This is a genomic window from Arthrobacter saudimassiliensis, assembly GCF_059090665.1.
On record NZ_JBNHFX010000002.1, the window covers coordinates 512,435 to 529,091 of the forward strand.

Annotated in this window: 14 protein-coding genes; 3 read left to right on the forward strand and 11 right to left on the reverse strand. The window is 69.7% G+C overall.

Going from position 1 to position 16,657, the window contains the following annotated elements; translation table 11 throughout:
• Positions 1-5: 5 nt before the first annotated feature.
• The 6 genes from leuA to AC5RV6_RS09580 form a co-directional block, all read right to left on the reverse strand.
• On the reverse strand, positions 6-1,748 hold the full coding sequence (gene leuA / locus AC5RV6_RS09555; protein WP_494007071.1) for a 2-isopropylmalate synthase: 1,743 nt from the start codon (positions 1,746-1,748) through the stop codon (positions 6-8).
• Between the two features lie 176 nt (positions 1,749-1,924).
• Positions 1,925-3,430 (reverse strand): LCP family protein, encoded by a 1,506-nt coding sequence (locus AC5RV6_RS09560; RefSeq protein ID WP_494007072.1) that lies wholly within the window; start codon positions 3,428-3,430, stop codon positions 1,925-1,927.
• A 151-nt stretch (positions 3,431-3,581) separates the two neighbouring features.
• Positions 3,582-4,511: a GTPase Era gene (gene era / locus AC5RV6_RS09565; RefSeq protein ID WP_494007073.1), complete on the reverse strand. Its 930-nt coding sequence runs from the start codon at positions 4,509-4,511 to the stop codon at positions 3,582-3,584.
• Positions 4,504-5,820, reverse strand: a complete 1,317-nt coding sequence (locus AC5RV6_RS09570) for a hemolysin family protein (protein WP_494007391.1) — start codon at positions 5,818-5,820, stop codon at positions 4,504-4,506. Before AC5RV6_RS09570 ends, era begins: the two co-directional genes overlap by 8 nt.
• 20 nt (positions 5,821-5,840) lie before the next feature.
• Entirely contained in the window at positions 5,841-6,314 is a 474-nt protein-coding gene (gene ybeY / locus AC5RV6_RS09575) for an rRNA maturation RNase YbeY (protein ID WP_494007074.1), read from the reverse strand.
• Positions 6,311-7,384 carry a PhoH family protein gene (locus tag AC5RV6_RS09580; RefSeq protein ID WP_494007075.1) on the reverse strand — a complete coding sequence of 358 codons (1,074 nt, stop codon included), beginning with the start codon at positions 7,382-7,384 and terminating at the stop codon, positions 6,311-6,313. Before AC5RV6_RS09580 ends, ybeY begins: the two co-directional genes overlap by 4 nt.
• Positions 7,385-7,699: 315 nt before the next feature.
• Here AC5RV6_RS09580 and AC5RV6_RS09585 point away from each other — a divergent pair, with 315 nt between their 5' ends.
• Positions 7,700-8,629 carry a GerMN domain-containing protein gene (locus AC5RV6_RS09585; protein ID WP_494007076.1) on the forward strand — a complete coding sequence of 310 codons (930 nt, stop codon included), beginning with the start codon at positions 7,700-7,702 and terminating at the stop codon, positions 8,627-8,629.
• Between the two features lie 45 nt (positions 8,630-8,674).
• Here AC5RV6_RS09585 and AC5RV6_RS09590 read toward each other — a convergent pair whose 3' ends face one another.
• The 3 genes from AC5RV6_RS09590 to hrcA form a co-directional block, all read right to left on the reverse strand.
• Positions 8,675-9,439, reverse strand: coding sequence for a 16S rRNA (uracil(1498)-N(3))-methyltransferase (locus tag AC5RV6_RS09590; RefSeq protein ID WP_494007077.1), 765 nt, complete (start codon positions 9,437-9,439; stop codon positions 8,675-8,677).
• A 3-nt stretch (positions 9,440-9,442) separates the two neighbouring features.
• Positions 9,443-10,576, reverse strand: coding sequence for a molecular chaperone DnaJ (gene dnaJ / locus AC5RV6_RS09595; protein ID WP_494007078.1), 1,134 nt, complete (start codon positions 10,574-10,576; stop codon positions 9,443-9,445).
• A 120-nt stretch (positions 10,577-10,696) separates the two neighbouring features.
• On the reverse strand, positions 10,697-11,707 hold the full coding sequence (gene hrcA / locus AC5RV6_RS09600) for a heat-inducible transcriptional repressor HrcA (protein ID WP_494007079.1): 1,011 nt from the start codon (positions 11,705-11,707) through the stop codon (positions 10,697-10,699).
• Positions 11,708-11,899: 192 nt separating this feature from the next.
• On the opposite strand from hrcA, the gene AC5RV6_RS09605 reads away from it, so the two are divergent.
• A complete protein-coding gene (locus AC5RV6_RS09605) occupies positions 11,900-12,754 on the forward strand; it encodes a DUF3097 domain-containing protein (protein ID WP_494007080.1) in 855 nt (284 codons plus the stop codon).
• A 78-nt stretch (positions 12,755-12,832) separates the two neighbouring features.
• Complete coding sequence (locus AC5RV6_RS09610) at positions 12,833-13,273, forward strand: DUF4870 domain-containing protein (RefSeq protein WP_494007081.1); 441 nt, start codon at positions 12,833-12,835, stop codon at positions 13,271-13,273.
• A 67-nt stretch (positions 13,274-13,340) separates the two neighbouring features.
• Here AC5RV6_RS09610 and hemW read toward each other — a convergent pair whose 3' ends face one another.
• Both hemW and lepA read right to left on the reverse strand, forming a co-directional pair.
• Entirely contained in the window at positions 13,341-14,573 is a 1,233-nt protein-coding gene (gene hemW, locus AC5RV6_RS09615; protein WP_494007082.1) for a radical SAM family heme chaperone HemW, read from the reverse strand.
• The gene (gene lepA, locus AC5RV6_RS09620; RefSeq protein WP_494007083.1) at positions 14,570-16,429 is read right to left on the reverse strand and encodes a translation elongation factor 4; all 1,860 of its coding nucleotides are present in this window, start codon (positions 16,427-16,429) and stop codon (positions 14,570-14,572) included. Before lepA ends, hemW begins: the two co-directional genes overlap by 4 nt.
• Between the last annotated feature and the right edge of the window lie 228 nt (positions 16,430-16,657).

Sequence of the window (16,657 nt, forward strand, 5' to 3'; positions counted from 1 at the left end):
CTATTCTAGGCCCGGTCGCGGATGGCCCGGTTGACCGAGGAGATGACGGCCTTCAGCGCCGCCATGGTGGTGTTGGCGTCCAGGCCGACGCCCCACAGGACGCGCTCCCCCACCGCCAGTTCCACGTAGGCGGCAGCCTGCGCGTTGCCGGCTGCGGACAGGGCATGCTCGGTGTAGTCGAGCAGGCGCACGTCGACGCCGTCCTCGGCGAGCATCTGCAGCAGCGCGTCGATCGGGCCGGTGCCGAAGGCGGTGCGGCGGTGGGCGGCGCCGTCCGCCACGAGGGTCGCGTTCAGCCGGAAGCTGCCATCCTCGGCGGTGTCAGCATTGGCGGCGGCCAGCCGGTAGTGGCCCCACGGCTCGCCGTCGGAGTCCTCGGTGACCGGCAGGTACTCGTCCTGGAACACCTTCCACAGCTCCGCTCCGGTGATTTCGCCGCCGGCGGTGTCGGTGCGCCGCTGGATGACGCCGGAGAATTCGATCTGGGCCCGGCGGGGCAGGTCCAGGTTGTGCTCGCTCTTGAGCAGGTAGGCGACACCGCCCTTGCCGGACTGCGAGTTGACCCGGATGACGGCCTCGTAGCTGCGGCCGATGTCCTTCGGGTCGATGGGCAGGTAGGGCACGCCCCACTGCATTTCCTCCACCGGGGTGCCCTGCGCCGCGGCGTCGCGTTCCATCGATTCGAAGCCCTTCTTGATGGCGTCCTGGTGGGAGCCGGAGAAGGCGGTGAAGACCAGGTCGCCGCCGTAGGGCGAGCGTTCGGGGACGGGCAGCTGGTTGCAGTATTCGACCGTGCGGCGGATTTCGTCCATGTTGGAGAAGTCGATCTGCGGGTCGATGCCCTGGCTGAACAGGTTCATGCCCAGCGTGACCAGGTCCACGTTGCCGGTGCGCTCACCGTTGCCGAACAGGCAGCCTTCGATCCGGTCGGCGCCGGCGAGGTAGCCCAGCTCGGCGGCGGCCACGCCGGTGCCGCGGTCGTTGTGCGGGTGCAGGGACAGGATGATCGAGTCCCGGTTGGCGAGGTTGCGGTGCATCCACTCGATCGAGTCCGCGTAGACGTTGGGGGTCGCCATTTCTACGGTGGCCGGCAGGTTCAGGATCATCTGCCGGTCCGGGGAGGCCTCGAGGACATCGGCGACGGCGTTGGAGATGCGCAGGGCAAAATCCAGCTCGGTGCCGGTGTAGGACTCCGGGGAGTATTCGTAGGTGATCTCGGTTCCGCGCAGCTGCTCCTCGTACTTTCGGCACAGCCGTGCACCGGTGAGGGCAATGTCGACGATGCCGTCCTGGTCGGTGTTGAACACGACCTTGCGCTGGAGCACCGAGGTGGAGTTGTAGAGATGGACAATGGCCCGGTCAGCGCCCTCAAGGGCGTCATAGGTGCGTTCGATCAGGTGCTCGCGGGACTGGGTGAGCACCTGGATGGTGACGTCATCGGGGATCCGGTCCCCCTCGATCAGCTGGCGGACGAAGTCGAAGTCCGTCTGCGAGGCGGAGGGAAAGCCCACCTCGATCTCCTTGAAGCCCATGCCGACCAGCAGGTCGAACATGCGGTGCTTGCGCTCCGGGCTCATCGGGTCGATCAGGGCCTGGTTGCCGTCGCGCAGGTCCACCGCGCACCAGCGCGGCGCCTGGGTGATGACCTTGTCGGGCCAGGTGCGGTCCGGCAGCTCGACGGTGATCTGGTCCTGGAAGGGCACGTACCGGTGGAAGGGCATCTGGGAGGGCTGCTGTGCGTTGCGCATGGATCTGCCGGCCTTTTCTCTTGGAGCTGGGGTACTGCGGCCGGGCAACACAAACTCCGCGACGAGGGTTCGGCCTCTGCGTGGTTCGCTTCAGGCCTCGCCGCGGCAGCTAAGAAGAAGGAGCTCTGCGCGCACGTCGTCAGACTAACACGCAGTCCGCGCGGGGTGCAGAACCGCTAGTAACCAAACGCAGTCTGGCACGTAACCTGATCGGCGGTCTGGCCGCTGAGGTCCCCCAGCCCGCCGGTACCGCCGTCGGCAAGCCGGTCGCCTTCGGCGAAGTCCTGGCCCACCTGGACCAGCACGCCGGTGAATCCGGTCCCGGCCGCAACCTGCACTGCCGGGAGGTTCAGGGCGGCCGCGACCTCGGCCGCTGCCTCCTCATAGCCGGGGCTGAAGAAGACCTGCGTCGCCGGGTTGGCCAGGGCGGTGCTGCCGCCGGCCACGGCCTGGGTGAACCCTTCACCGAGGAGGAACCCGGCCAGCTCGGCGTCGCGGTTCCCGACGGCGGAGGCGTCCAGCAGCGAGACGGGCACGGCGGCGCGGTCGACGGCGGGCGCCTCCTCGGTGGGCGCGGCGGTGGCGGTCTCCGCAGGCTCCGGTTCGGCGCCGGCGGTGATGTCCTCATCGTTGACCAGGGCGTCGAAGAGTTCCTGCGACGCAGGTTCGTTGAGCACCAGGCGGTTGGGATCGAGATCGTAGGGCACCACCGGGGCCGTCACGAAGGCCACCCGGCCCAGGTCGACGTCCTTGAGCCGCCCGGCCAGGCCGACGAGGGTGGGAATGTCGGTGAGCTGTTCGTCGACGGTGAGGTTCCGGGTGATCGTCTCGGCGATCGAGTACAGCTTCGGGAGGTTGTTCAGCGTGTCCTCAGACTGGATCTTGCGGGCCATCGAGGAGAGGAAGCTCTGCTGGGCACGGATGCGCCCTTCATCGCCGCCGTTGCCGAAGCCGTGGCGGGTACGGAGGAAGGCAAGGGCCTGCTGGCCCTGGACGGTGCTGACGCCGGCGGGAATGTTCAGTCCGGACAGCGGATCGTCCACGGCCTGGTTCACGCAGACCTCCACTCCGCCCAGGGTGTTCGAAAGCTCCTCGACCGCATTGAAGTCGGCCATCATGAAGTGATCGATGCTCAGTCCGGTGAGCTCGTTGATCGCCGCAACGGTGCAGCCCGGCCCGCCGTTGCCCAAAGCGCCGTTCAGCTGGCCCAGCTCCATGGCGGGATAGACGGTCTGGGTTTCGGGATCGGTGCAGGCCGGCAGCGGTACGAGCAGGTCGCGGGGGAAGCTGACAACGGTGACGTGCTCCCGGTTGGCCCCCAGGTGCACAAGCATCATGACGTCGGAGTTGTTGGACTCCTGGCCTTCACGGTTGTCCGTGCCCAGGACCAGGATCTGCAGCGGGTCGCTGGCTGCGGCGGCAGGGGCTGCGTTGTCATTGCCGCTGAGGTCCAGGGGCCGGGTGTCGAAGTTGTTCTGCAGCCGGATCAGCTGGATGCCCACGAATGCCAGGCCGGCAACGAGCACCAGGGACAGGGCGGCGGCGACGGCCTTCAGCGCAGGGTGGCCGGAACCGCCGCCCCGGCCCAGGTGGCGGCCGCCGGACACGCGGGCCCGGCGGACTGAAGGCTGCGCGGACCGTGTGGAGGAACCGGCTGCCGATGAGGCACGGCGCGAGGACATGGCCGATCCCTTCACTCGGAGAAACTAATGCTGAACGGAGGACAGTGTACGGCGCGAATCTGGGAGAACGTACGGAACCACGCCCGCAGAAGTCCGCCGCCGGGGACACCGGCGGCGGACGTTTGTGTCGCAGATCTCAGCGCGCGGGAGGTCAGAACCCCAGTTTGACGAGCTGCTTGGGGTCCCGCTGCCAGTCCTTGGCCACCTTGACGTGCAGATCCAGGTAGATGCGGGTGCCGAGCAGGGCCTCGATGCTGCGCCGGGCGTTGCTGCCCACTTCGCGCAGGCGGGAGCCGCCGCGGCCGATGATGATGGCCTTCTGCGAGGGCCGCTCCACGTACAGGTTCACCCGGACGTCGAGGAGCGGGTTGTCCTCGGAACGGCCTTCGCGCGGAACGATCTCCTCGACCACGACGGCGAGCGAGTGCGGCAGCTCGTCGCGGACGCCTTCGAGGGCCGCCTCGCGCACCAGTTCGGCCACCATGACGGCTTCGGGCTCGTCGGTGAGTTCCCCGTCGGGGTACAGGGGCGGGGACTCGGGCATGTGCGAGACCAGGACGTCCGAGACCGTGTCGACCTGGAAGCCGTCGGCGGCCGACACCGGCACGACGTCCGCCCAGCCGCCCTCCCCCAGCACCTCGGTGCCGAGGGCGGTGACGGCCATCAGCTGCTTCGCCAGGGCCGCACGGTCAACCAGGTCCGTCTTGGTCACCAATGCGATGACCGGCCTGCCCCGCAGGGCGGCCAGCTGGTTCGCGATGAACCGGTCACCGGGTCCGACCGGCTCGTTCGCCGGCAGGCAGAATCCGATCGCGTCCACCTCGGACAGCGTGTCGGCGACGAGGTCGTTCAGCCGCTGGCCGAGCAGCGTACGCGGACGGTGCAGTCCCGGCGTGTCGACCAGGATCAGCTGGGCGTCGGGACGGTGGACGATGCCGCGGATGGTGTGCCGCGTGGTCTGCGGCTTGGCGGAGGTGATGGCGACCTTCTGCCCCACCAGGGCGTTGGTCAGGGTCGATTTGCCCGCGTTGGGCCTGCCCACCAGGGAGACGAATCCGGCTCGGTGCTTCTGCTCAGTCATTGCGTGGTACCAGTTCTGTCGTGTGGGAGCGGTCACCGGCGCCGGCCTCGGCGTCGGTTCCGCGGTTGTCGTCGGCTGCCTGCGGCGCGCGCCAGGCCAGGACGTGGGACACCCGGTTGCGGCGCCCTTCCAGCCGTTCGGCATGAAGCCGGATGCCGTGGATATCGGTTTCGCTGCCGACGATGGGCACCCGGCCCAGGGACTTGGCGAGCAGCCCGCCCACCGTGTCCACTTCGTCGTCTTCCAGCTCCACCCCGAAGATCTCACCCAGGTCATCGATGCCGGTCCTCGAGGAGAGCCGGAACCGGCCGTCGCCGAGGTCTTCGATCTCCGGGCGTTCGGAGTCGTATTCATCGACGATTTCGCCGACGATCTCTTCGATCAGGTCCTCGAGCGTGACGAGGCCGGCGGTTCCGCCGTACTCGTCGATCACGATCGCCACGTGGGTCGATTCGCGCTGCAGCTCCTGCAGCAGTTCGCTGACCGCCTTGGATTCGGGCACGTAGCGCACCTCGCGCAGGACCTCGTCGACCTTGCGGTCGAGCGCTTCGGGCGGGTGTCCGTGCAGCTGGGCGGCAACGTCCTTGAGGTAGAGGATGCCCAGGATCTTGTCGGCGCTGTCCTGGATCACGGGGACCCGGGAGTAGCCCGAACGCAGGAAGAGCGACATCGCCTTGCGCAGCGTGCTGCCGGACTGGATGCAGACCATGTCGGTGCGCGGGACCATGACCGAACGCACCTTGGTGTCGCCCAGTTCAAAGACGGAGTGGATGAACTCGGCTTCGGCGTCTTCGATCATGTCGGCCTCGGAGGCGCGGTCGACCAGTTCACGGAACTCGTCCTCGGTGAGGAAGGCCGCGTCCTGGCCCTGCGCGCCCGGTGCGACGGCGGTGCCCACCCGGACCAGCCAGCCCGGCACGGGGCCCAGCACACTGCGCAGCACGCGCACCAGGCCCGCGGTGAGGACTACGACGCCGGACACGTGCCGGCGGCCGATCTGGCGGGGCGATACCCCGACCAGGACGAACCCGACGGCGGCCATGGTGACCGTCGCCAGCAGTCCGGCCAGCCAGATGTTGTCGAGCAGCAGCTGGAAGACGGTGGCCACGGAGACGGCGGTGGCCATCTCGAACCAGACCCGCCAGAACCGCAGCGCCTGCATATGCGCCACCGGCGCGTCGAGGATGCGTCGCAGGGACCCGCCGGAGCGGCCCTCGAGCAGGGCTTCGGCGTCATGCCGGGGCAGGTAGCTGTAGGCGGATTCGGCGGCGGTGAGCAGGCCCGCAAGGACCACGAACACCACCGCCATGGCGATCAGAACGCCGATACTCAACTTCGGGTCTCCCGGGGTGCCTCGGTGCCCAGGTAGTCCCCGAGCAGCCGCCGCTGCAGCGCGAACATTTCCCGTTCCTCCTCCGGCTCCGCGTGGTCGTAGCCGAGCAGGTGCAGCAGTCCGTGGGTGGTCAGCAGCAGCAGTTCCTCCCGCAGGCCGTGACCTGCGGCCTTCGCCTGTTCGGCGGCAACCTGCGGGCAGAGGACGATGTCGCCGAGCATCCCGGCGGCGGCGGGCCGTCCCGGGGTGCCGGGGCGCAGCTCGTCCATGGGGAAGGACATCACGTCGGTGGGCCCGGGCAGGTCCATCCATTCAATGTGCAGCCGTTCCATGGCCGGTTCGTCCACCAGGATGATGGACAGGTCGGCTTCCGGATGCACGTACAGCGCCTCGAGCAGGTAGCGGCCCAGCCGGGCGAGCTCCTCCTCGTCGGCGGGAACGGCGGACTCGTTGTTGACCTCGATGCTCATCGCAGCTCCCTGCCGTCGCGGGGCGCCGGCCTGCGGTCACGTCCGCTGCGCGGCGCGGCGGCTTCCTGCCGTGCCTTCCGGTTTTCCTCGTCCCAGGTTCCGTAGGCGGTGACGATGTCGCTGACCAGCCGGTGGCGGACGACGTCGGCGGCGCTCAGCTGGGGGAACGCGACGTCGTCGACGCCCTCCAGGATCTGCTGCACCACGCGCAGGCCGGAGACCGTGTTCCCGGGCAGGTCCACCTGCGTCACGTCTCCGGTGACCACCATCTTCGAGCCGAAGCCCAGGCGGGTCAGGAACATCTTCATCTGTTCGGGCGTGGTGTTCTGCGCCTCGTCGAGGATGATGAACGCGTCGTTGAGGGTGCGGCCGCGCATGTACGCCAGCGGGGCGACCTCGATGGTCCCGGCCGCCATCAGGCGCGGAATGGACTCCGGGTCCATCATGTCGTGCAGCGCGTCGTAGAGCGGGCGCAGGTACGGATCGATCTTGTCGCTCAGCGTGCCCGGCAGGAAGCCGAGCCGTTCTCCGGCCTCCACCGCGGGGCGGGTGAGGATGATCCGGTTCACTTCCTTCTGCTGCAGCGCCTGGACCGCCTTGGCCATGGCCAGGTAGGTCTTGCCCGTGCCGGCCGGTCCGATGCCGAAGACGACCGTGTTGCGGTCGATCGCGTCAACGTAGTTTTTCTGGTTGAGCGTCTTGGGCCGGATCGTCTTGCCGCGTGTGGAGAGGATGTTCTGGGTCAGCACCTCGGCGGGCCGCTCGGCGCTCTGTTCCCGCAGCATGATGACCAGCTGCTCGAGCACCTGGGGGCTGACGCGGGTTCCGCTGCGCGCGAGCACGCGGATTTCGTTGACCAGGCGGTCGGCCTGCCCGACGTCGGCGGCGGGGCCGGTGAGGGAAAGCTCGTTGCCGCGCACATGCAGGCTCATCTGCGGGAAGGCGGCCTCGATCGTTTTCAGCGCCTCGTCGTTGGCGCCCAGAGACTGGACCATCTGTTCGGTGGAGTCAAAGACAATGGTGCGGGTTTCCGTACCAGGAATTCGCGTTCCAGCTGAAGATTCGGTCATAAATGCGGCCCGGGAAGGCCTTTCATCGCCCCTTAGGAAGTATGGATGCCGGTGGCTGCCGGCGGGGTCGGCGTCCGGCGCCGGTCCGGCGGCGAAGCCTCGTGGTTAATGTTACTGGATATGCCAACGGACCGCCCCTCCCCCTGCGGCGGCAGGTCTCACCCCGGCATCGGCTCTGTCTCAATCGTGTTGCAGTCCGGACGCAGGGGGATAAATCCCGGCATCCGGCGTCCCGGGCCGTGCGAAGCTGTAAGGCGTGCCCGGTGCCGGGCGCAGCACAACGTATGAGGGAACGCTGGATCCGTGAGGAGGACGATGGGCGCCCACCGCGGAAGAACCGCCGCCCGGCGGCTGCGCGCAGCCGTCGCCGCAGCAGCCCTGTCCGGCCTGTGTGCCTGCGGAGTCGTGGCCGAGAACGCCACCACCTCCATGCCCACCTCCTTCAGCACCGCGGCGGTCCAGGATTCGACCATGGCCGTCACTGCCCCTGCCGACGACAGCCGGACCCGGCATCTGAACCCCGTGTACTGGCTGGGCCGCAACGGCTCCGACATCCAGCTGTACCGGGAGTTCCTCCCGTCGGAGCATTCCGCGGACCCGATCGGCGAGGCCGTGGCGGCCATGACGCGCCAGGTTCCGCTGGACAGCGACTACTTCACGCCCTGGCAGCCGGCCGAGAAGGTCAGCGCCTCCATCTCGGGCCGCAACGTGATCACCGTGGACATCTCCTCGGATGCCTTCAAGGCCCCGCTGGACGCCGGCGTCGCCCACCGTGCGGTGCAGCAGCTCGTGTACACCGCCACGGCGGCGGCGCACAATGCGGGCCTGACCACCTACGGGCAGGAGTCCAGCGTGGTGGTCCTCGTGGACGGCAAGGCCGACTACGTGGCCTTCGGGCACGAGCCGCTGGACGGCGCCCTGACCCGCGACCCCAGCCTGACGGCACCCATCTGGATCATCGAACCCCAGCACGGGGACCGATCCGCCGGGACCGTCCAGGTCAGCGGCACCGCCGTGTCCCAGGGCGCGCCGCTGGCCTGGCGGGTGGACCGGCTGGCGGCGGACGGCAGGCCCGCCCCGGAGCCGGCGGCCGAGGGCTTTGCGGACCTGGACGCCGAAACCGGCGACACCGGCAGCTTCAGCTTCGAGGTGGAGCTGCCCCCCGGCGATTACCAGCTGCGGGTCCACCACGGCGAGGACGGCACCAATGAGGATTCCAAGCTGATCCGGGTAGCCGGCGGCTAGGGTGCCGGCACACGGGCTGCCGCCGGGCAGGGCACCATGGCGCGCTCAGGCCGTTTCCCAGCGCCCCAGCTCGTAGGCCAGGACTGCCAGCGCCGCAGGGCCTGCGGTGGAGGAGCGCAGCACGTGCGGGCCGAGGCGCACGACGACGCCGCCCGCCTCCCGCAGCGCCTGGAGCTCCGCGGGCGAGATACCGCCCTCCGGGCCCACCACGACGGCGATCCCGCGGCTGTAGCGCTCGGCGGCGGCCGCCAGCACGGTGGCCAGCGGCGCGTCCGCCTCTTCGTGCAGGACCAGGACCTGGCCGACGTCGGCCAGGCGCCCGGGCAGCGCCCGGGAGGAGGCGACCTCCGCGACCTCGGGGATCCGTGCCCGCCGCGACTGCTTGGCCGCGGCCGCGGCAAGGGCCTGCCACTTGGCCCGGGCCTTCGCCGCCTTGTCGGCGTTCCAGCGGACGATGCTGCGGTCCGCCTGCCACGGAACCACCTCGTCCACGCCCAGCTCGACGGCGGATTCCACCGCCTGCAGGTCCCGGTCCCCCTTGGCCAGGGCCTGCACGAGGATGAACCGGCCCTCCGGTTCCGGTTCCTGGACCCGGGCGAGGACCTCCACCTCCAGGCGCGCCGGCGCGGCGGCAAGCACCCGTCCGGCCAGGCGCAGGCCCCGGCCGTCCGCGATGTCCACGTCCTCGCCGGCAGCCAGCCGCTTCACCGAGACCGCGTGCCGGGCCTCGGGTCCGTCAAGGACGAACGTCGTCCCCGGCGCTGCGGCGGCGACGGCGTCGGGGTCGCCGTAGAAGATCGGGCTGGTCATGAATCAGTGGTTGCCGAGGCGGTCGCGCAGCTTGGCGAAGACACCGGAGCCGGACGTCGAGAGCCGGCCTTCGGCGTACTGCTCGCCGCGCAGCTCGGCCAGCCGGCGCAGCAGCTCCTCCTGCTCGGCGTCGACCTTGGTGGGGGTCTCCACCTGCAGATGCACGTGCAGGTCTCCCCGGCCGGCTCCGCGCAGGTGGGTCACGCCCAGGCCGCGCAGCACGGTGACCTCGCCGGACTGGGTGCCGGGCTTGACGGTGACCTCCCGGTCGCCGTCGAAGGTGGCCAGCGTGACGGTGGTGCCCAGCGCGGCGGCGGTCATCGGCACGGTCAGGGTCGCGTGCAGGTCGTCGCCGTCGCGGGTGAAGGTGGGGTCGGGGCTGACCCGGATCTCCACGTACAGGTCGCCCTGCGGGCCGCCGGCGGTGCCGGCCTCGCCCTGGCCGGAAAGCTGGATGCGGGTGCCGGTGGCAACGCCTGCGGGCACCCGGATGGTCAGCGTGCGGCGGCTGCGCACCCGTCCCTCCCCCGCGCATTCGTGGCAGGGATCGGGAATGACGGTGCCGTAGCCCTGGCAGGTGCCGCAGGGAGCGGTGGTCATGACCTGGCCCAGGATGGAGCGCACGGAGCGCTGGACCTGGCCGGTGCCGTGGCAGATGTCGCAGGTGCGCGGGGAGGTTCCGGGCTGGCAGCAGCTGCCGTCACAGGTGGGGCAGACGACGGCCGTTTCGACGTCGATCTTCTTGTCGGTGCCGAACACGGCGTCACGCAGGTCGATGCGGACGTTGATCAGCGCGTCCTGTCCGCGGCGGGTGCGCGACGCCGGGCCGCGCCCGCCGCCGCCGGCGCCGCCGAAGAAGGTGTCGAAGATGTCCTGGAACCCGAAGCCCTGGCCGCCGAAGCCTCCGCCGAACCCGTTGTCGGTGCCGTTTTCGTTGCCGGTGGTGTCGTAGATCCGACGCTTCTCGGGGTCGGAGAGGACCTCATAGGCGTGGGTGACGGCCTTGAACTCGTCCGCGGCGCCGGGCGCGGTGTTCACGTCCGGGTGCAGCTTGCGGGCCAGTTTCCGGTAGGCCTTCTTGATTTCTTCTCCGGTGGCGTCCCGGGACACCCCGAGGACCTGGTAGTGGTCGCTCACTCGTTACATCGCTTCCTGTATAGCCCGCGTCCATGCGGCGCGGCTGCCGGCACCCGCACGTCGGCTGGGTGGTGCTGACCGGTCTCCATGGTGTGCACGGACGCTGTGATTGTTCAAAACCTAGTTGTTCAGGATCCTGGACAGATAGCGGGCGACGGCGCGCACCGCCGCCATGGTGTTGGGATAGTCCATCCGGGTGGGGCCGAGCACGCCCACCTTGGCCGAGGCGTCCGGTGTGTAGCCGGTTGCCACCACGGAGGCCTCCGCCAGGCTCCCGTGCTCATTCTCGCTGCCGATGCGGACCGACACGCCGCGGGCGTCCTGCTGCATTTCCGAGAGCAGCCGCAGCATGACCACCTGTTCCTCGAGCGCTTCGAGGATCGGGCCGATGCTGAGCGGGAAGTCCACGGTGGAGCGGGCCAGGTTGGCGGTGCCGGCCATGACGATCCGGTCCTCGCGGTTGTTGCCCGCCAGCTGCTCCAGGCACCGGGCCAGGGCGGCGGCGGTCCGGCGCAGCCGCTCGGGAACGGTGTGCAGGCATTCGTTGAGCGGGGCCGCGAGGCTGTTCAGCGGCGCCCCGGCGAGGGCGGTGAGGAAGTGCCGCCGCAGGTCCAGCAGGTCGGGTTCGGCGGTCTCCGGCACGGCAAGCACCCGCTGCTCCACCCGGCCGGTCGTGGAGATGAGCACCACGAGCACCTGGGCGGGGGCCAGCAGCACGAATTCGATGTGCCGCACCTTGGCGTCGCCCAGGTGCGGATACTGCACGACGGCGACCTGGCTGGTGAGCTGGGCGAGCAGCCGCACCGTGCGGTCCATGACGTCGTCGAGGTCGGTGGCGCCTTCCAGCAGTGTCTGGATGGCCCTGCGCTCGGCTCCCGAGAGGGGCTTGACGTCGGAGATCCGGTCGACGAAGAGCCGGTAGCCCTTGTCGGTGGGGATCCGTCCGGCGGAGGTGTGCGGGGCGACGATCAGCCCGTCCTCCTCGAGGGCGGCCATGTCGTTGCGGATGGTGGCGGACGAAACGCCGAGGTGGTGGCGCTCGACGAGGGCCTTGGAACCGACGGGCTCCCGGGAATGGACGTAGTCCTCGACGATGGCCCGGAGCACCTCGAGCCGGCGCGGCTCGCTCATGCGTTACCTCCTTCGTCCGCTCGGGCCGGCGGGGCCGTGGGCCGGCCGCCGGCTGCTTTAGCACTCGCAGTCTTCAAGTGCTAAGTCTAATATGAATCGGCCCCGTTGCTAGCATTGAATCGCCCCGCCCGGAAGGGCCCGGAAGCGACTGCGCCGGCAGGCTCCGTGAACCGCTGCGACAGAAGGACGCCCGTGCCCGACTATTCCCAATGGGGACCACAGGACCTCGCCGCCCCGGCCCGCCGGAAGCTGCCGCAGGAACAGGCCGTCCCCGGCCTGGTCCTCGAAGACGTGCAGACCGGGTGGGTGGGCGCCGTCGTGCGGGTGGAGAAATCCGGCGGCATGCACCTGGTGGTGCTGGAGGACCGGCACGGCAAGCGCCGCTCGTTCGAGCTCGGATTCGGCTTCCTGGTGGACGGGCAGCCGGTGGAGGTGGTGCCGCCGACGCAGGCGCAGGCCCCCGCCAGGCCCGCCCGGACCGCCTCCGGCTCCGTGAAGGTCGAAGGGATGCGCGCCCGCACGGCCCGTGCCAGCCGCATCTGGGTCGAAGGCAAGCACGACGCCGAGCTGGTGGAGAAGGTGTGGGGCGATGATCTGCGGGTCGAAGGCATCGTCGTCGAGCCCCTGCACGGCATCGACGACCTGGCCGGCGCGGTCCGCGACTTCCAGCCCGGCCCGCAGCGCCGCCTGGGGGTGCTGGTGGACCATCTGGTGCCCGGCTCCAAGGAGTCCCGGATCGCCGCCGGGGTCATGGCGTCCAAGGGTGCGGCGGGCAACGTGCTGATCGTCGGGCATCCCTACGTGGACGTGTGGCAGGCGGTCAAGCCCGCCGCGCTCGGCCTGGCCGCCTGGCCGGAGGTTCCCCGCGGGCAGGACTGGAAGACCGGCATCCTCCGCGGCCTCGGCTGGCCGCACGCCGACCACGCCGACGTCGCGGCGGGCTGGAAGCGGATCCTGGCCGGCGTGCGCTCCTATGCCGACCTGGAGCCGTCGCTGCTGGGCCGGGTCGAGGAGGTCATCGACTTCCTGACCGCCCCGGGAGCGTGAGCCGGCCGGCCGGCAGCCAGTACCCTTGTAAGATCAGAACCATCGTGCACTGAACCAAGGCGTCACGAGCTCGGAGGAATGCAGACCGTGTCCAACACACGCCCCAACCACCCGCCCCGGCAGCCCGACGAGCGCGGCGCGGGAACACGGCCGGAGTACCAGGGCGCGCCCGCGAACGCTCTGCCGCTCACTGCCTCGGAGGACCGCCAGTGGGCAACCCTGGCCCATTTCGGCGGCATCCTGGGCTTTGTCCCTTCCCTGGTCATCTATCTGGTCTTCCGTGACCGGGGCCCGTTCACGGCCCAGGAATCCAAGGAAGCGCTGAACTTCACCCTCCCGCCGACCATCCTGGCGCTGGTGGCCTGGCTGCTGGCGTTCCTGCCCGGCGTGGGCGGCCTGTTCGCCGTGCTGAACGCGGCCATCTGGATCTTCGTGGCCGTCGCCTCGGTCCGCGCCGGCATTGAAGTCAACCGCGGCCGGCCCCACCGTTACCGCTGGAACCTGCGCCGGATCCGCTGACGGCCCGACGCCGGCCCAGCCGGCTTCCCCGGCCAGGGCCAGCCCGTCGCCGGCCCGCCGTGCGGGCCTAGTCCGGCAGCAGCCTGCGGACCACGGCGTCGGCCAGCAGCCGCCCGCGCAGGGTCAGCCGCAGGATTCCCGCAAAAGCCGCCGCGGGCTCCACGAGTCCGTCGGCGATCAGCCCGGCCACCGCCTGCCGTCCCGAGCCGCGCAGGGACGCCACCGGAAGGCCTTCGGCCAGCCGGGCGCGGAGCATGACGTCCTCCAGGTACCGCGTGTCCTCGTCCAGGGTTTCCCGCCCCGCCGCAGGGGACTGCCCGGACTGCAGCCGCGCCGCATAGGCGGCCGGGTGCTTCACGTTCCACCAGCGCACCCCGCCCATGTGCGAGTGGGCCCCGGGACCGATGCCCCACCAGTCGTCGCTGCGCCAGTACGCCAGGTTGTGCCGGCACTCATCGGCCGGAGTGCGCGCCCAGTTGCTCACCTCGTACCACTGCAGCCCGGCGGCGGACATCAGTTCATCCGCCAGCTGGTACTTGTCCGCGTGGTCGTCGTCATCCACCGGCGGGACCTCGCCGCGGCGGATCTGCCGGGCCAGGCGCGTGCCGTCCTCCACGATCAGGGCGTAGGCGGAGATGTGGTCCGGCTCGTAGCTGAGCGCCTCCTCCACGGAGCGCCGCCAGTCCGCCATCGACTCCCCCGGCGTGCCGTAGATCAGGTCGACGCTGACGTGCAGGCCCGCGTCACGGGCCCAGCGCACCGCATCGGGCACCCGTGCCGGATTATGCGTGCGGTCCAGCACCTTCAGCACGTGCGGCACGGCGGACTGCATGCCGAAGGAGACCCGGGTGAAACCGGCGTCGGCCAGCAGGCGCAGCGATTCCGGGGTCACCGAGTCGGGGTTGGCCTCGGTGGTGACCTCCGCGCCGGGGGCCAGGCCCCACTCGGCGACGGCAGCCCCGAGAATGTCCGCGAGGTCCCGGGCCGGCAGCAGGGTGGGCGTGCCGCCGCCGAAGAACACCGTTCCGAGCTGCCGGTCCGGCACGCCGGAGCCGCGCAGCGCACGGGCCGCGAAGGCGACCTCCTGCTGCGCGGTGCCGCCGTATTCATCCTGCGACGCCCCGCCGCCGAGCTCGCGGGCGGTGTAGGTGTTGAAGTCGCAGTAGCCGCAGCGCACCGCGCAGAACGGGATGTGGACGTAGAGGCCGAACCCGCGCTCCGCGGCGCCGTCGGCGGCCTGAGCCGGAAGCAGGCCGTCCGACGGTGCCGGATCACCCAGGGGAAGAGCGCTGGGTGTCACTTCTTGGCTTTGTCCTTCGCGGCGGATTCGTCGGAGGACAGGGCGGCCACGAAGGCCTCCTGGGGCACCTCCACGCGGCCGACCATCTTCATGCGCTTCTTGCCCTCCTTCTGCTTCTCCAGCAGCTTGCGCTTACGGGAGATGTCGCCGCCGTAGCACTTGGCCAGCACGTCCTTGCGGATGGCGCGGATGGATTCGCGGGCAATGATGCGCGAGCCGATGGCGGCCTGGATGGGGACCTCGAACTGCTGCCGCGGGATCAGCTCGCGCAGCTTGCCGGTCATCATCACGCCGTAGCTGTAGGCCTTGTCCTTGTGCGTGATGGAGCTGAAGGCGTCCACCTGCTCGCCCTGGAGCAGGATGTCGACCTTGACCAGGTCGGCCACCTGCTCGCCGTCGGCCTTCCAGTCCAGCGAGGCGTAGCCGCGGGTCTTGGACTTGAGCACATCGAAGAAGTCGAACACGATCTCGGCCAGCGGCAGGCGGTACCGGATTTCCACCCGGTCCTCGGAGAGGTAGTCCATGCCGCCCAGGACGCCGCGGCGGGACTGGCACAGCTCCATGATGGCGCCGACGAACTCGCTCGGCGCCAGGATCGTGGCCGAGACCATCGGTTCGCGGACCTCTTTGATCTTGCCTGAGGGGTACTCGCTGGGGTTGGTCACCGTGACCACCTTGTTGTCCTCCAGCGTGACCTCGTACTCGACGTTGGGTGCGGTGGAGATCAGGTCCAGGTTGTATTCGCGTTCGAGGCGTTCACGGGTGATTTCCAGGTGCAGCAGGCCCAGGAAGCCCACGCGGAAGCCGAAGCCCAGCGCCGCCGACGTTTCCGGCTCGTACACCAGCGCGGCGTCGTTGAGCATCAGCTTTTCCAGCGCATCGCGCAGCACCGGATAGTCGGCGCCGTCGATGGGGTACAGGCCGGAGAAGACCATGGGCTTGGGATCCGCGTAGCCGGGCAGGGACTCGGCGGCCGGCTTGGCCAGGTTGGTGACGGTGTCGCCGACCTTGGAGAGCCGGACGTCCTTCACGCCGGTGATGAGGTAGCCGACCTCGCCGACGCCCAGGCCCTTGGACGGGGTGGGTTCGGGCGAGCTGACGCCGATCTCCAGGAGTTCGTGGCTGGCGCGGGTGGACATCATCTGCACGCGTTCGCGCGGCGAGAGCTTGCCGTCCACCACGCGGACGTAGGTGACCACGCCGCGGTAGGTGTCATAGACGGAGTCGAAGATCATGGCCCGGGCCGGTGCGTTGGCATCACCGACGGGAGCGGGGATTTCGGCGACGATCTTGTCCAGCAGGGCCTCGACGCCCATGCCGGTCTTGCCCGAGACCTTCAGCACGTCCGCCGGGTCGCCGCCGATGAGGTTCGCCAGCTCCTCGGCGTACTTCTCCGGCTGGGCGGCCGGCAGGTCGATCTTGTTCAGCACCGGGATGATGGTCAGGTCGTTCTCCATGGCCAGGTACAGGTTGGCCAGCGTCTGCGCCTCGATGCCCTGGGCGGCGTCGACCAGCAGGATCGCACCCTCGCAGGCGGCCAGGGACCGGGACACCTCGTAGGTGAAGTCAACGTGCCCCGGGGTGTCGATCATGTTCAGCGCGTAGGACTCGCCGTCGAGTTCCCACGGCATGCGCACGGCCTGGGACTTGATCGTGATGCCGCGCTCACGCTCGATGTCCATGCGGTCCAGGTACTGGGCCTTCATGTCCCGGGGCTGGACGACGCCGGTCAGCTGGAGCATGCGGTCGGCCAGGGTGGACTTGCCGTGGTCGATGTGGGCGATGATGCAGAAGTTGCGAATGATCGCCGGATCCGTCGCGGCAGGCACCGGTGAGAAGCGGGCCAGAGGTGACACTGGGCGGTTCCTTTACTGTGTTGACGCCGGCGGCCGGAGGACCGGCGACGGGCGCAACGGGCTTGGTGTCCGGATCCACCCGGCAGGGGTCGACCCGATGGTGGGCATACTGAATTAACAGTGTCCCACGTTTGCGGCCCCGGACAGGAACCCGCAGGGCCGCCCGCGGCTCCGGCCGGCGTCGTCCCGCTGCCGGCCTGCCGCCCGCCCGGCATCACCCGGCGGCGC

Bases quoted from the DNA above. Each gene is read 5' to 3' on its own strand.
- AC5RV6_RS09570 (WP_494007391.1), bottom strand. From the start codon at position 5,820: ATGGCGGTGGTGTTCGTGGTCCTTGCGGGCCTGCTCACCGCCGCCGAA.
- AC5RV6_RS09610 (WP_494007081.1), top strand. From the start codon at position 12,833: ATGCAGACCGTGTCCAACACACGCCCCAACCACCCGCCCCGGCAGCCC.
- AC5RV6_RS09590 (WP_494007077.1), bottom strand. From the start codon at position 9,439: ATGACCAGCCCGATCTTCTACGGCGACCCCGACGCCGTCGCCGCCGCA.
- AC5RV6_RS09560 (WP_494007072.1), bottom strand. From the start codon at position 3,430: ATGTCCTCGCGCCGTGCCTCATCGGCAGCCGGTTCCTCCACACGGTCC.
- leuA (WP_494007071.1), bottom strand. From the start codon at position 1,748: ATGCGCAACGCACAGCAGCCCTCCCAGATGCCCTTCCACCGGTACGTG.
- AC5RV6_RS09580 (WP_494007075.1), bottom strand. From the start codon at position 7,384: ATGACCGAATCTTCAGCTGGAACGCGAATTCCTGGTACGGAAACCCGC.
- AC5RV6_RS09585 (WP_494007076.1), top strand. From the start codon at position 7,700: ATGGGCGCCCACCGCGGAAGAACCGCCGCCCGGCGGCTGCGCGCAGCC.
- ybeY (WP_494007074.1), bottom strand. From the start codon at position 6,314: ATGAGCATCGAGGTCAACAACGAGTCCGCCGTTCCCGCCGACGAGGAG.
- hrcA (WP_494007079.1), bottom strand. From the start codon at position 11,707: ATGAGCGAGCCGCGCCGGCTCGAGGTGCTCCGGGCCATCGTCGAGGAC.
- era (WP_494007073.1), bottom strand. From the start codon at position 4,511: ATGACTGAGCAGAAGCACCGAGCCGGATTCGTCTCCCTGGTGGGCAGG.